11 protein-coding genes are annotated in these 15,744 nt (G+C 29.9%); all 11 read left to right on the top strand.

Going from position 1 to position 15,744, the window contains the following annotated elements; genetic code table 11:
- Position 1 precedes the first annotated feature (1 nt).
- Complete coding sequence (locus ACJ6WR_RS01370; protein ID WP_409416847.1) at positions 2-3,028, top strand: PAS domain S-box protein; 3,027 nt, start codon at positions 2-4, stop codon at positions 3,026-3,028.
- Between the two features lie 143 nt (positions 3,029-3,171).
- Entirely contained in the window at positions 3,172-3,606 is a 435-nt protein-coding gene (locus tag ACJ6WR_RS01365) for a response regulator (protein ID WP_039120348.1), read from the top strand.
- A 20-nt stretch (positions 3,607-3,626) separates the two neighbouring features.
- Positions 3,627-4,355 (top strand): polysaccharide biosynthesis/export family protein, encoded by a 729-nt coding sequence (locus tag ACJ6WR_RS01360; protein WP_039115303.1) that lies wholly within the window; start codon positions 3,627-3,629, stop codon positions 4,353-4,355.
- An 11-nt stretch (positions 4,356-4,366) separates the two neighbouring features.
- Positions 4,367-6,517 (top strand): GumC family protein, encoded by a 2,151-nt coding sequence (locus ACJ6WR_RS01355; RefSeq protein WP_409416846.1) that lies wholly within the window; start codon positions 4,367-4,369, stop codon positions 6,515-6,517.
- 5 nt (positions 6,518-6,522) lie between these two features.
- A complete protein-coding gene (locus tag ACJ6WR_RS01350) occupies positions 6,523-7,749 on the top strand; it encodes a lipopolysaccharide biosynthesis protein (RefSeq protein WP_039115308.1) in 1,227 nt (408 codons plus the stop codon).
- Positions 7,740-8,855, top strand: coding sequence for a glycosyltransferase family 4 protein (locus ACJ6WR_RS01345; RefSeq protein WP_409416845.1), 1,116 nt, complete (start codon positions 7,740-7,742; stop codon positions 8,853-8,855). Before ACJ6WR_RS01350 ends, ACJ6WR_RS01345 begins: the two co-directional genes overlap by 10 nt.
- Complete coding sequence (locus ACJ6WR_RS01340) at positions 8,852-10,144, top strand: O-antigen ligase family protein (RefSeq protein WP_409416844.1); 1,293 nt, start codon at positions 8,852-8,854, stop codon at positions 10,142-10,144. The genes ACJ6WR_RS01345 and ACJ6WR_RS01340 overlap by 4 nt, the downstream gene beginning before the upstream one ends.
- A gap of 136 nt (positions 10,145-10,280) precedes the next feature.
- Positions 10,281-12,641, top strand: a complete 2,361-nt coding sequence (locus tag ACJ6WR_RS01335) for a hypothetical protein (RefSeq protein WP_409416843.1) — start codon at positions 10,281-10,283, stop codon at positions 12,639-12,641.
- Position 12,642: 1 nt separating this feature from the next.
- Positions 12,643-13,332 (top strand): DapH/DapD/GlmU-related protein, encoded by a 690-nt coding sequence (locus tag ACJ6WR_RS01330; protein WP_039120404.1) that lies wholly within the window; start codon positions 12,643-12,645, stop codon positions 13,330-13,332.
- Positions 13,329-14,555: a glycosyltransferase family 4 protein gene (locus ACJ6WR_RS01325; RefSeq protein WP_039120402.1), complete on the top strand. Its 1,227-nt coding sequence runs from the start codon at positions 13,329-13,331 to the stop codon at positions 14,553-14,555. The genes ACJ6WR_RS01330 and ACJ6WR_RS01325 overlap by 4 nt, the downstream gene beginning before the upstream one ends.
- Position 14,556: 1 nt before the next feature.
- Entirely contained in the window at positions 14,557-15,627 is a 1,071-nt protein-coding gene (locus ACJ6WR_RS01320; RefSeq protein ID WP_039120401.1) for a glycosyltransferase family 4 protein, read from the top strand.
- Positions 15,628-15,744 lie beyond the last annotated feature (117 nt).

Genomic DNA, 15,744 nt, shown 5'->3' with positions numbered 1-15,744 from the left:
TATGGATATTCATAAGCTTTTGCAAAGACAAATTAATAAAAATATAAGTGATGATCTTAAAAATCATCCGGATTTTCAGTCTTTTATAAAAACGGTCAACGACTCGTATCTATCATTTGAAAGAGATAAAGATTTAATGGATCATTCTTTTAAAGTAAGTGAAAATGAATACAATGAAGTAAATCAGAGTTTAAAGAAAGAATATGAATTAAAACAAAAGTCTATTTTAAAGTTATATGAAAGCCTAACAGAATTGGATGAAGGGTATCGATTAATAAATGAAAGTGAAAAAAATGATCTACTTTTTATTTCAAAATATTTAAGTGAACAAATAACTAAAAGAAAAGAGACTGAAAAGAAATTATTTGAGACTGCCCAATTTTTAAAAATATTATTAGAAAGCTTACAATCGGGGATCTTAGTTGTAGATCATAATGATACTATATTATTTGTTAATCAGTATTTATGCGATATGCGCAATATCAATGCTCTGCCAGAGGAAATGATAGGAAAAAAACCAGCGGAATATTTAAATGATGCCCAGTCATTATTTAAAGATAGTGAAGCCTATAGAAATAGGATTAATGAAATTTTATCCAATAAAGAAATTGTAACTGGTGAAATACTTGAAACAGTAGATAATCGTTTTTTTGAAAGAGACTACATACCAATTATGGTCAATAATGACTGTATTGGACACCTTTGGAAATCAACAGATGTAACCCAAAGAATTAAGAGTAAAAATTTACTAAAGCAAAGTGAAGAGCGTAATCGTATTATAATGAACTCCTCACTTAATGCTATAGTAACAATAGATGGTACTGGAAAAATAACTTTTTGGAACAATCAGGCCGAAATTATTTTTGGATGGAAAAAAGAAGAAGTTTTAGGTAAAACATTAAACGAAACCATAATTCCCAAACGTCATAAAGATAGTCATTCACAAGGGCTTAAGCATTATGAAGCAACAGGTAAGGGGCCTATTTTGAATAAACAAATAGAACTACCTGCAATAAATAATAGTGGACATGAATTTCCCGTAGAAATTTCTATTATACCTCTGGAGCAAAATGGAGAAGTATTTTTTTGCTCCTTTATGCAAGATATCTCAGAGCGAAAAAAAACAGAAACTAAACTAAAAGTTCAAGAAGAGAAATATCGCAACATTATTGCTAATATGAACTTAGGTCTCATAGAAGTTGATACTAATGAAATAATTCAATATGCCAATCAAAGTTTTGCTACTATCTCAGGATTTGAAGTTGAGGAACTTATTGGTTTGAATCCTTCAAAAACATTTGTCCTCGGTAAGAATATTGAAATGATGAATAGTAAAAATAAATTACGGGAAAAGGGTTTGTCAGATGTTTATCAAATGCCAGTAAAAAATAAAAGAGGAGAATTAAGATGGTGGGCCATCGGTGGAGCTCCCAATTATGATGATAAAGGTAAATTGGTTGGGTCAATAGGAATCCACTTAGATATTACCGAGCAAAAACAAATGGAGATTGAACTTGAAAAGCAAAAAATCAAAGCAGAACAAGCCTCTAAAGCAAAGGAAGCTTTTTTAGCCAATATGAGTCATGAAATAAGGACACCACTAAATGGTATAATTGGTTTTTTAAGAGAATTAGAGAGGCAACAATTAACTGATTTACAAAAAAAATACGTCGAGAATAGTACAGTAGCTTCAAAACATTTGTTATCGATTATAAATAATATATTGGATATTTCTAAAATAGAAGCAGGAGAGATGTCCCTTGAAGTAGAAGATTTTATTCTTGAGAATACAATTGCTAACGTCGTTAATGTACTCGAACCACTGGCAAAGAAAAAAGGACTAAAACTGATATCGCAGATTTCTAAAGATATTCATGGGGTCTTAAAAGGAGATATTTTAAGACTAGAGCAAGTATTATTTAATCTAATAGGAAACTCCTTGAAGTTTACTAATAAAGGTAAAATATATTTGAAATGCGAAGTATTAAAAGACACTAAAGCTTTTCAAAGACTACAGATTTCAGTTGTAGATACAGGAATAGGAATGGAACAAAGCTACGCTGAGAATATTTTTAATAAATTTTCGCAAGAAGACAAAGCAATTACCCGCAAATTTGGTGGTACAGGATTGGGTATGACCATTACTAAAGAACTAATCCTGCTTATGAAGGGCAAAATTAATGTACAAAGCGAAAAAGGTTTAGGAACTACCGTGAGCTTTATAATCGATTTAGAAAAGGGTAATATTAATAATATTAAAAAGATTCAAAATGAAATTAATGTAGACATTTCAGGCATAAATGTTTTATTAGTAGAGGATAATATTATTAATAGAATGGTTGCTATTAATTCATTAAACTATTTTAATTGTGTTGTTACCGAAGCAACCAATGGTATTGAGGCGATTGAAATTTTAAAAAATAAAAGTTTTGATATTATATTAATGGATGTGCAAATGCCCGAAATGGATGGTATTGAAACAACAGTAAAGATTAGAGAAGAATTACAATTGCAAACTCCTATTATAGCCCTTACGGCAAATGCTTTTAAAAGTGAGGTTGATAAGTGTAAAAATGCAGGCATGGATGATTATATCACTAAACCTTTTGAAGAGTTTGATTTAATAGAAACAATTTCAAGATTTACAAATAAACAATCAGATGCAACAAATAAACCTTGCAAAGAAAATAATGAAAAACTCTACAATTTAAAGTCATTAGATAGTATTAGTAGAGGCAACTCTGAGTTTATTACAAAAATGATAATGATTTTTATAGATCAAATAAAAGAAGTTATTCCAAACGCAGAAACAGCTCTTGCTTCGGGCGAATTTTTAGCAATGAGCAAACTTATACATAAGATTAAACCAAGTATTGAAGGGATGGGAATAACTAGTATTGCAGATAAAATCAAAACTTTGGAAAAGATCACTAAAGAAGGTAAAGACAAAGAAAAGATTAGCAACCTATTCTCTCAAATAAAAATGGCGTTGCTTACTGTGATAGAACAACTACAAGAAGAAATTTAAAGTTAATTTCTCTATTCCTTGGAATTATTTCCAAAAAATGGAAATAATTGCTTAAAAATAAAAACACAAACCCTTTGTTTTCAGTGTTTTGAAATTTTGGCTTGACTATAGCGTATATGTTATCAATATAAAAGTAGGATAACATGGAAACTAAAACTCAATTTAAATTCTTTATAGTAGATGATGATTTTTTTTGTGCCAATTTGTACAATCAATATCTCACCAACATGGACTATAATGACGTAACACTCTTTGCTAATGGCATTGATTGTATTGATAACCTGCATCTAAAACCGGATATTATTTTTTTAGACCATAATATGGAAGATATTACGGGATTTGAGGTATTGAAAAAAATTAAACGATACAATCCCAATATATACGTAGTTATGGTTTCGGGACAGGAAAATATCAAAACTGCGGTTGATGCGTTAAAATTTGGTGCTTTTGATTATGTAATAAAGGGTAACGATGTTAATGAAAAAATGATTGTGATTATTACTAAAATAATTGCTGTCAAAGAGCAATTAAAAAAAGTATACCCAGGTTTAATTAAACGTTTGTTATCTATTTTTTAATCAAACATACCATACCTACTATGAAAAGTTTACTTACATTTTTTTTAATAACGTTACTTTTTTGTTGCTGTAAAACTCAAAATTTACTAGTAAGTGATGCAAAAGTAAATGATAATGAATCTTTTTTAAGCGATCCCAATTATCAATATAAAATACGAAAAGACGATAAAATATCAATCTCAGTATGGGGAGAGGATAATTTAAGTGTAGGTTCAGTTTACGGAATTTACAATTCAAACGAGGTCTACGGAAAATGGTTAATGGTAGATACAAATGGTACTATCGAAATACCAAAAATAGGAGCAATGACCGTTCTTGATAAAACCGTTCCAGAGTTAAAAGAGATGATTAAAAGTGAGCTTAAAAAATGGTTAATCAATCCTATAGTAGATATTAAGGTACTCAACAAGGAGATTATCGTTTTAGGAGAGGTAAGAAACCCAAATACAGTTGCGATAGATAAGGATCATGTTAGTCTTTTGGAAATGATTAGTAAAACGGGGGGATTTGAATTTTATGCCAATTTAAAATCAATTAAAATTTTAAGGCAAGAAGGAGAAAACGTAAGAGTTACTAATATCGATCTTACTCTTGGCAATAATATTGCAAGTATCAATATACAATTGCATCCAGGCGATATTGTTATTGTTCCATCCAAAAAGAATAAAGAGTTTGATAAGCGCGTAGCCACTATAATTCCATTGACTACAACAATAAGCGCTGCTGCAATAATAATGGGAGTATTATAAATTAAAATCCTATGAACGAAAATGTACGAATACTAAAACCTCTTTTTAGAGGATTGCCAATTATAATCTTAGCAATGCTAATTTTGATACTTGCTGCAAAAAAGTACCTTAATTACGTAACTCCAATGTACGAGAGTACAGCCAAGTTAAAACTAGCTGATGTACAGGAGGGAGTTCCTAGTGCCAATCTTTTTAAAGATTTTGATGTTTTTGCTTCGGCAAATAAAATAGCTACTGAAATAGAAGTTCTAAAATCAAACCTGTTAATAGGAAAAGCAATTGATGAGCTACCATTTAATAAAGAAATATATCGAAAAGGTAATGTACGATCTGTAGAGTTATTTAGGAACTCTCCAATCGTAATAGATGGTACTTTTAACTCTGAAAAGGCACTAGATAAAAGATATGGTTTAGATATTATCTCAAATAAAGAATTTGTATTCTATTATCCGGATTCAGAAAATGGTATACCTGGTTACTTTGGAAAATCTCTTTCAATTAATGGAGGTATTCTTTTAATTCATCTTAATGACCCCTTTATAAAATCAAAGAAAGACTTAAAAATTATAGACTCTTATGAATTTGAGTTTTTAAGTAAACAAAAATTAATGGATAAGATTAATAAGAATCTTGATATCGTAGCTGTTGATAAAGATGTACCTGTTATACGCATAAATCTTAAAAGCAATGTACCTGAAAAGGCTGCCTTATTTGTAAATAAATTGGCAGAAGTTTATGTAAAAGATTATATCGAAAGTAAATTTAGAGCAGCAGACACCACTGTCGATTTTTTAAAAAAAGAGATCAACACTTCTAATAAGAATCTTTCTGCTTCAGAAAATAATATCCAAAATTTTAGGGACAAAGAGCATATTATCAATATACCTCAGGAAACCGAGACAGATTTAAGAAAAATTGCCCAGCTGAAAATAGAAAAAGTTAACTTAAAAATGAATCTTGATGCAATAAAGGATCTAAATAAGTATATCGCTAATGCAAAAGGAAATTACTTAGATTTAGCTCCAAATTTTGAGGCTTTTACTGACTTACTCTCTACAGAGATGATTAAAAATATGAAAAGTTTACAAGCTGAAAAAAAAGACCTGTTACTTACTTATACTCCTGAGAATGAAAAAGTAAAAGTAATAGATGCTAAATTAAAAGATTTGACAGATTATCAGATAGAAAGTATAAAAAATACAGAAAATAACTTACAAACAAAATATTCAGAACTTACAAACGAAATTAATGAATCTGAAAAAGTTTTTATAGGCCTTCCTGAAAAAGAAAAAAAATTAACGATTTTAAACAGAGATTTTAACTTATATGAAAAAAACTATAATTTTCTTAATGAAAAAAGAATTGATGCAGAAATAGCAAAATCAGCTAAAATTGCTTTTCATAAAGTTATTAGTCCTGCCGAAATTTCGACTACACCCGTTTCACCAATACGTTCTATAATAATTATAGTTGCTGCTATAATGGGAATGTTTGGATCTATAGTATTAATATATATCGTTCATTTTGCAAAAGCAAAAGTTAATGACGTATATACTATCGAAAAAAACAGTAGTATCCCGGTGGCAATTGCAACCCCATATATCAAAGTAAATGCCCAAATTGAGGATCATTTTTTAAAAGAGGCCTTGCAAATAGAGTTAAAAGGGCTCGTTCAGGAAAAAGGAATTATAACAATTAGTTCTTATGATAATACAAGAGCACATTTGTTTCATTCTAAAAATCTTATCAAGGCTTTCTGTTCTCAAGGACGAAAGGTGTTGGTTGTTGATACTACTGGGGAGTTTTTGAATCAAATAGATCACAATAGCTATATCAACTTTTCGGACTCTAAATATTTAAGCGCAATCCAATCTGTTTTTAAAAATGAAATTGAACAAAAAATGGCAAGCCATGAGTTATGTATTATTCACAACCAAGCTATAAATAAAGGACGACTTGCATTATTGTTTATGAGTATAGCATCTCAAAATTTTGTTGTCTTAGATAGTCGAAAAACTGCCGAAAAAACAATACTAGCCATTGAATTATTACAAGAAGAATATCATTTGCCTAATATGTGGTTTATCCTTAATAAATCAGGTTATAATCCCAGTATTTTTTCTTGTGTAAAAAAGGGGTATAGAAAATATTTAAATAAATAAGCTAAATGTACACACTAAGAACATTACTAGTCAAAGATTCTTTTTTAGTTCTCATAGATCAAGTAATTACTAGTGGTACAAATTTTTGTTTAACATTAGTAATAGCCCAAAAATTAGATATAAAAAGTTTTGGTTTATACTCTTCGGTTTTATTGATTGCATATCTTTTATTAAGTGTCAATAATGCCTTAATTATTCAGCCATTTCAAGTTACTATTGCAAAAACAGAAAATAAAGAGCAATATATTACCACCTTATTTTTCGGGATACTTTTTTTATTGATTCTCCCTTTACTAATAATAACGGGTATGTTTCATTTTCTTAAAGATAGAATTTTATTTCAAATAAGTCCAAGTGCTGTTATTTGTTTTACAATAGGGTTTTTGATTAATGATTTTTTTAGAAAATTACTTTTAGGAGTATCCAAAATAAAAAGAGTATTGGTTATGGATATGCTATTCTTAATTCTGGCTTTTTTATTTTTAGTACTAAAGAAATTAGACTTATCGGAGGTTTTATTAATCTTTGGAATCATTAATTTAATTTCAACAATCCCAGGGTTTTTATTTATGATAAAGAATTATCAAAAGCCTGTTTCCTGGAGGATATTTTTTGAAGCTCATTTAAAACAGGGTAAATGGCTATTAAGTGTAGCTGTATTACAATGGTGCTCTAGTAATTTTTTTATTCTTATTTCAGGGATTTATCTTGGTATTGAAGCATTGGGCGCTTTAAGATTGGTACAATCATTTTTTGGAATCATAAATATTGGTTTACAGACAATAGAAAATTATTTTCTTCCTAAAATAGCCATGATATATGATAAAAATAGCATCACTGCAAAAAAATATTTGTTAAGATTAACTATAGCAGGTGCCTTTGGATTTGGCATATTAACAATATTGTTTTTCATTTTTTCTGATCAAATTATAGTATTGGCAGGAGGCCTAAAGTATGAACATTATGGTTATGTAATAAAAATGGTAGCTGTTCTTTATTTCTTTATTTTTTTAGGTTATCCGATACGAATTATGATTAGGGTATTGATGCTTAATAAAGTTTTCTTTACAGGTTATTTACTTTCATTTTTTATCTCGCTGGCTAGTTTTCATTTTCTATTAAAATATTCGGGTCTGTATGGTGCTGTTACAGGATTAATTATAAATCAAATCATAATGATTTTGTATTGGCAATATCAGTTAAACAAAAAGCAATTTCAATTATGGAAATAATTCACTTAATTCTCGGAAAAGCAAACCCTCAAAGGATGAACGGAGTTAATAAAGTAGTTCATCAATTGGCAACAAAACAACATCTTTATGGTGAAAAAGTTGCTGTTTGGGGGATTACAGACAATCTTGAAATAAACTTTGACGAAAGGAGCTTTGAAACACGATTGTTTAAAAAAATGGATTTTCCTTTTTCCTTTTCAAAAGAACTTAAACGGGCAATAATTGATAAAAAGGACAATGCAATTTTTCATCTTCATGGAGGCTGGATTCCGGTATATTATTCGTTGACAAAATTATTTTTTAGATATAATATAAAATTTGTCCTTACTCCCCACGGAGCTTATAATGTTATTGCGATGAAAAAGAATACTATTTTGAAGAAGGTATATTTTTATTTTTTTGAAAAAAGAGTACTTCATATAGCTCAAAAAATTCATTGTATTGGTAAAAGTGAGGTACATGGTTTAAAAAGAATTTTTAATACTAATAAATTTATTTTGCTACCCTATGGCTTTGAAAATAACTTGCCAATAGCATTAAAGACAATTACCGATGAAAACATAATTTTTGGGTTTATAGGCAGATTAGATATTTACACCAAAGGCTTGGATACTTTAGTAAAAGCGTTTAAAAAGTTTCATGCTAAAGAGCCTTCTTCAATGTTATGGATCATTGGAGATAGTAAGGAAAGAAACACGCTGCAACGGCTTATTTCCAGATATTTATTAGATAGTAGCGTTATTCTTTACGGAAGCAAATTTGGTATGGAAAAAGATGCATTATTACAGAAAATGGATGTCTTTGTTCATCCCTCAAGAAATGAAGGGTTACCACTTTCGGTGATCGAAGCAGCTAGTTACGGAAAACCTTGCATCGTAACAGATGCAACTAATATTGGTTATGAAGTTGTAAAATACAATTCGGGCAAAACAATTTACAGTCAAAGTAGTAAAAAATTAGAAGGAGCTATGAGTGAAATTTTTGCAGACTATATAAATCATGATAAATTTATTGTGATGCAGCGCAATGCTATTAAAATGGTAAAAGAAAATTACAATTGGGATGTACTACTCTTACAATTCAATACAGATTTATATCAAATATGATGGAAAAGCAAATCATTAACCACGAGCCTTTTTTAAAAACAATAAATAATTATATGTTTATTGTTTTACTACTTATGATAGCCTGTTTTTTTACATGGAGTGAAAATGTAAATATTACAAGAGCTATAAAAGTTGTTGGGCGAATGGGACTTATGCTTTCTTCAATAGCTATATATTACAAAATAATTCAGTATGGTGCAGTACATACATTAAGTTATAAAAACATTTTTTCACCCTTATTTTACTTTGGTTATTTAGCATTGGGATTTTTATCCTTTATGTGGAGTACAAATCCAGGTTTTAGTGCTTTACAGTGGTTTATGACTTTTCAAAGCCTTGTTTTTGCCTTTTTTTTTATTAAAAGTATAAAAACATTAGATGCCTTTTTTGAAGGGCATACAATTCGGCTTTATCATCTTTTAGGCAATTCCGTATTTGTTTTACAAACCATATTTGTTGTGGGAATGTGGATCGATCCTGATACTTTTTTCAGGCTTACCAATGGAGGAGAAGAAGCCAGATTGGGAGGCGTAATGATGAATCCAAACGAGCTAGGAATGCTCGCAGGAGTGGGTGTTGCCTGCCTTATTTTTGATTTGTACAGAAAAAAAAGTAAAGTATGGACAATACTAAAAATACTTGTAATATTTTATGCTTTATTCATGACAGGCTCAAGATCTTCGTTAATAGGAGTACTTTTAATTATTTTTTTTCATATCAATCAAACTAAAAAGAAAGGATTAAAACTAGCTATAATAGCCGGAGTGCTCATGGTAGTTCCTTTTGCAATAAATCAAATTATCTTAAAAGGAGGTGATGAAAAGCGTCTGGAAGAAATACTAACCCTAACAGGGCGATTGCCCTTTTGGCAAGCATTAATAACCGAAGGTTTGCCCAGAGAACCATTATTAGGTTTTGGTTATATGAGGATCGATTATAAAGAGTTTTTTCAAAGTGTTCATACTTATCCGGGTAAGATGACGCATAATACTTTTATGCAGGTATTAATGAACTTAGGATTTGTTGGTCTATGCATAGCCATCTTTCAATTATTTTTTACTTTCCGGGCATTCATCTACGAGGATAAAGAAAATCGTCTGATGCTCATCGGAATCCTTATTCCTGTTTTAATAAATTCATTTACCGAGTTTGGAATTTTTGGCGAAAGCAATTATGGAATTTTATTTTATCAGATGATCATTTTTTCCGTTTGCTTTAAAACAAACAAGCATTTTACTTCAGAACAGAAAATTTATTTAAGGAAAAGAAGACCTGATCTTGTTACATAATTGATTTCCAAAAATATATATATATTCCAAAATATGGAAATTCCAAAATGATTCAAAATCTGTAACGTGTTGGTTTTAATGGTTTTACATTTTAGGCACGGTTTTCCAAATAGATTGATTAATAAACTTTCTTATTATGGAAAATATATTTAGTAAAATCGGATACACTATTTCTAATCAAAAAAATAGTGAACAGGATATCGTTCAGAATGTTCTATTTATCAAAAATCTAAACGGGAGTATCAGATGGATTTGGAACGCAGAGAACAGCAAACCTCTTTTCTTGAAGTTTTATAACGTTGGAGGCATTCGGGCTAAGACCTTTACTTTGGCAGTTAAACTAATTTTTGTCTTGAGAGTACAAAAGATAGTTTTCAATAAAAAGAAATACTATTTTAAAAAAGAAGAAAATTCATTTTTTGATTGCCAGGAAAATTGGGCATTATTTACAGGCACCATGGGTTCTAATAATAAAGCTATTTTATATGCCGATGCATCATTCTTTAAAATAGCAACTACTGTTAAGGCTAAGAGATTAATTAAATCAGAGCATAAAATCTTATCGAATATCACTTTTGATTTTTTTAAAATCCCCAAATCAAAACAAATTTCAGAAAATGTAGTTCAATTTTCAGATATAACTTGTGGAGGGACACGTACTAATAAAATTGAAATTGCACATCTGAAAGCATTAACAGAAATGAATTTTAGAGGACATAATTTAATACAAATTAAAGATTGGGAATTATTTAAAGATTTAAAATTTGATTTTATTATGACCAATGATAGCAGACTTCCTATAAACATGATGAGAAAAATCAGCATGCTTTTAAACGAAATATCTGAAGATGATTATATTAATGTCTCGCTTTCTCACGGCGATTTTACATCATGGAATATGTTTGAGAGTGAAGAAAAAATTTCATTGTATGATTGGGAGCTATTTGCTTTTGACAGATCTACAGGATTTGATTATTTCCACTTTATTATACAACAAGGAATTTTGATAGATAAAAAATCCTGGAAAGAGATTTATATCGATATAAAAGAGCAATGTAGAGGAGAATCTGCCAGCTTTTTATTTGATTATGATCTGGAGATACTTCATAAATATTTAAAATATTATCTTCTTATAAACTGTATTAACTACCTAAAAATATATGCAGCACAAGATAAATGGCATATACAAGTTGATTGGTTATTGCAAGTTTGGAATGATGCTTTAAATAGTTTTGTCATAAAAGCAAAAACCGCCAGAGAACTTATAATCATGGATATTTTTGATGCATTGCAAAATCAAAAATATGCAACAATTAAATTTCATGATGGTTACCCTGAGCAACTTAGTGTTAATTCGGATATTGATATCTTAATAAATAAAGATCTATCTGCGTCAATTTTAAAGCTGATTAAAAGCCATTCATTAGTTGCCAAAGTTTCTCAAAACAAAAAGTCATTTATGAATTCATTACAGTTAGTAATGATTGATGGGACGATTTTAGCTATTGATTTAATTTGGGAATTTAAAAGAAAAAATATCATTTTTTTGGATGCTAAGAAAGCTTTGAAACATGCTTATGTTAACAATTTTGGAGTAAAAAGTTTATCCTTCAAGGATACTCAAAAATACATAAGTGCCTTTTATATTCTGAACAATGTAGCAATTCCTAGAAAATATAAATTGTATATCAAAGAAGAGAAGCATCAAGTAGTAAAAAAGACTACTAATAATAGTTTACAAAGCATTACTTCTCCAAAAACAGATTTGTTAAAACAGCTTTGGGAAAAAAGAGAAAACAAAGGAATCTACTATTTTAGAAATTCATTCTACTATTTGTATGATACGGTTTTTAGAAGTTTCTCCAGAGGATATATAATAACTTTTAGTGGTGTTGATGGAGCTGGAAAATCTACTATAATCGAAAACGTAAAAATTATGATAGAAAAACAACTAAGAAAACCAGTAGTTGTTTTGCGCCATCGCCCTTCGGTATTGCCAATTATTAGTACTCTTTTTAGAGGAAAAAAGGCTCAGGGAAGTTTTGAAAACACGCTTCCTCATTCAGGAACTAATAAAAGTTTAGTATCATCTTTAATTCGGTTTATGTATTATTATGTTGATTATTTTCTTGGTCAGTTTATTATTTTTATCAAATATACTATCAGAGGATATGTTGTAATCTATGATCGTTACTATTTTGATTTTATAGAAGATAGTAAAAGAAGCAATCTTATTTTGTCAAAAAAAATAGCATTATTAGGCTATAAGTTGTTGCTCAAACCTAAATTCAATTTTTTTCTTTTTGCAGATTCAGGAACAATTCTTAGTCGAAAAAAAGAATTAGATGAGAACGTTATAAATGAACTAACTACAAACTATCAGAACCTTTTTAGTAAACTGGATAAAAGAGGTAACACAGCAGTTTACAAAACAATTGAAAACAAAGAAATTAATCAGACGCTACATATTGTTTTACAAACTTTAATTAATAGATAATATGAAAGCTCTTTTACAAAAACTAATACAATTTCGTAACCCTGCTTTTAAGTTTGATGAGAGTTTAGATTCATTAGCGTTATTACAATTTTTTTGGATACAAGGCATCGCTATTATAAGAGGTTTATTTGTTTTTATTTATTTCAAAAAGGCAAAAGGACTTATGCTTGGCAGAGCAGTTACTTTTTTTAATCCTTCAAAAATTCATTGGGGCAAGTTTTTACGATTAGGTAATCATGTAGCAATTTCGGCCTTGGGCAAAAATGGTATTTGGTTTGGAAATAATGTAAGCATAGGAGCTTTTAGCCGAATAATTATTTCGACTTCATTAAATAATTTAGGCGATAGGATTATAATAGGTAATAATGTAGGGATTGGAGAATTTGCTTATCTAGGAGGAGCTGGCGGTCTTGAAATTGGAGATGATTGTATAGTGGGGCAGTATTTAAGTTGTCATCCTGAGAATCATAATTATGAGCAGTATGATATTTTAATAAGACATCAGGGAGTAACCAGAAAAGGAATAAAAATAGGTAAAAATTGCTGGATTGGAAGCAAAGTAACCATTTTGGATGGTGTAGAAATAGGCGAAGGTTGTGTAATAGCTGCGGGAAGTGTAGTTACTAAATCGTTTCCTAAAGATTGTATCATTGGAGGGGTACCTTCTAAACTTTTAAAAACGAGATTATGAGCACTAAAATCATTTTGGCTAGTTGTTATGCCGTAAATCCATATAAAGGATCTGAAGACGGAATGGGATGGAATTTTATAAGACAGATTGCTCGTTTTAATAAAGTAATAGCAGTTACCAGAGAAAATAATAAAGAAGCAATTGAATCGTACATGCTGCAAAATCCTGATGCTATTTATAACAATGTAACTTTTATATATTTTGATCTTCCGTACTGGATGAGATTTTGGAAAAAAGGAAGTCGTGGTGCCATGCTGTATTATTATATGTGGCAAAAAGGAATCGTTAATCATATAAAAAGAAAGAAACTCAATTTTGATATTGTTCACAATGTTAACTTTCATAATGACTGGACGCCAAGTTTTTTATGGAAACTAGAAAAACCTATGGTTTGGGGACCTGTAGGGCATCATCCACTTATTCCAAGTGTTTATTTAAAACCCTATTCATTTAAATATATTATTAAAGATCGCCTTACCTGGCTTATAAAAAATTTATTTTGGAACTACTCTTCAGGTCTTAAAAAGACTATAAAAAATGCAAGTCATATATGGTGTATGAACACAGGTGTGGTAGAAAAACTTAATCTTAGTGGAAGCTCTTATTCGGTATTTCCATCAGTAGCTTCAGAAGATTTTAGCAAAGCCAATGCCATCATAAAAAATAGCTTTCATGTTATAAGTGCCGGACGCTTTGTACCTCTTAAAGGGTTTGACCTCACCATTCGTTCTTTTATTGCGTTTTTAAATTCTATTTCTCTGCCAGAACGTGCTAATTGTAAATTAACATTAGTTGGATCAGGTCCAGAAAAAGTTTTTTATGAAAAAATAATAGCAGAGAGTAATATGGAGGATAATGTTGAAATAATTGAATGGATAGAGCGCAAAGAACTGATGAAACTGTATGATAAAGCAACTGTTTTTATGTTTCCATCACATGAAGGGGCAGGAATGGTTGTGGCCGAAGCTTTATCGTATGGATTGCCTGTAATATGTCTTGATAATATTGGTCCGGGCCAATACATTACAGCAAAATGTGGTTTTGTAATTCCTCATTCAGATTATTCCTCAACGATTTTTAATCTGAAAGAAGCATTAAATAAATTGTATTTGAGTAATACATTACTTTTAGAAATGAGCACTAATGCCAGAAAACGCTATATAGAAAGATTTACATGGGAGAGTAGAGGAGAGCATTTAAATACAATTTATAATAATTTATAAGATGAGAGTTATTGCAATTCATTTATTAAACGATTACAGCGGAAGCCCTAAAGTACTTAAGCAGTTACTTGCAGGATGGGCAAAAAAAGGCGTCGACTTGCATTTATACACTTGCAGTGGGAGGGAAGGTTTTTTGTCTGGACTACCAGATGTAAAATACCATTTTTACTGGTATAAATTTATGAAGAATCCTTTACTGAGACTCCTTTTTCTTACAAGCAGCCAATTTTTGCTAGCCTTTAAACTGTTGTTTAGCTTAAAAAAGAATGATGTGGTGTATATAAATACCGTACTTCCTTTTGGAGCAGCCATTGCTGGAAAAATAAGAGGCAATAAAGTGATTTACCATGTGCATGAAACAAGTATGAAACCTCTGGTATTCAAGAAATTTCTTTTTGGAGTTTTAAATTTATTTGCTGATGAGGTTGTTTATGTTTCTAATTTTTTGGCCAATAAAGAACCCGTAAATATTAAAAAAAGAATCATATACAATGTTCTAGAAGAGGATTTTGTGAAATTGGCCTTGGCCAATAAAAACCAGGAAAAAGAAAAAAAGATTGTTTTAATGATCTGTTCATTAAAGGGGTATAAAGGAGTAAATGAATTTTTAGAATTAGCACAAACTAATCCAGGATATATTTTTAAATTGGTTGTGAATGCAACAATTATAGAAATTCAGCAATATTTTAATGCTATAAAACTTCCTGAAAATTTATTCATTTATCCCACACAAACCGATACACATTCCTTTTATAGCGAAGCAAGTGTTGTATTGAATTTATCAGATCCTAAACTTTGGGTCGAAACATTTGGTTTAACAATTCTTGAAGCCATGGCATACGGTCTTCCTACCATAGTTCCTCCTGTAGGTGGTGTTACAGAACTTGTTATAGAAGGTAAAAATGGCTATTTGATTGAAAGTAAAAGAATTGATAAAATATCTGATAATTTAAAAGAACTTCTTGAGAATAAAGTATTGTATAAATCGATGAGTAATAATGCTTTTGAAATGAGTAAGCTTTTTAGTTTGGAATATTTTGAAAAACAATCAGCTGAAATAATTTTCCAATAAATGAAAGGCAAATCCAAAATATGGAAGTTTTTAAAAGCGAGTAAATCGTAAATACTTGGTAATTAAGTAGATGTATTTAAAGCATGGTTTTGGCAAAGCATATTACAAATACAATAA

This window comes from Flavobacterium sp. PS2 (genome assembly GCF_046250155.1).
Lineage (GTDB): Bacteria > Bacteroidota > Bacteroidia > Flavobacteriales > Flavobacteriaceae > Flavobacterium.
This window is presented reverse-complemented; position numbering and strand designations above follow the sequence as displayed.

Coding starts and splice junctions, on each gene's coding strand:
- ACJ6WR_RS01370 (WP_409416847.1), top strand. CDS start 2: ATGGATATTCATAAGCTTTTGCAAAGACAAATTAATAAAAATATAAGT.
- ACJ6WR_RS01365 (WP_039120348.1), top strand. CDS start 3,172: ATGGAAACTAAAACTCAATTTAAATTCTTTATAGTAGATGATGATTTT.
- ACJ6WR_RS01360 (WP_039115303.1), top strand. CDS start 3,627: ATGAAAAGTTTACTTACATTTTTTTTAATAACGTTACTTTTTTGTTGC.
- ACJ6WR_RS01355 (WP_409416846.1), top strand. CDS start 4,367: ATGAACGAAAATGTACGAATACTAAAACCTCTTTTTAGAGGATTGCCA.
- ACJ6WR_RS01350 (WP_039115308.1), top strand. CDS start 6,523: ATGTACACACTAAGAACATTACTAGTCAAAGATTCTTTTTTAGTTCTC.
- ACJ6WR_RS01345 (WP_409416845.1), top strand. CDS start 7,740: ATGGAAATAATTCACTTAATTCTCGGAAAAGCAAACCCTCAAAGGATG.
- ACJ6WR_RS01340 (WP_409416844.1), top strand. CDS start 8,852: ATGATGGAAAAGCAAATCATTAACCACGAGCCTTTTTTAAAAACAATA.
- ACJ6WR_RS01335 (WP_409416843.1), top strand. CDS start 10,281: ATGGAAAATATATTTAGTAAAATCGGATACACTATTTCTAATCAAAAA.
- ACJ6WR_RS01330 (WP_039120404.1), top strand. CDS start 12,643: ATGAAAGCTCTTTTACAAAAACTAATACAATTTCGTAACCCTGCTTTT.
- ACJ6WR_RS01325 (WP_039120402.1), top strand. CDS start 13,329: ATGAGCACTAAAATCATTTTGGCTAGTTGTTATGCCGTAAATCCATAT.
- ACJ6WR_RS01320 (WP_039120401.1), top strand. CDS start 14,557: ATGAGAGTTATTGCAATTCATTTATTAAACGATTACAGCGGAAGCCCT.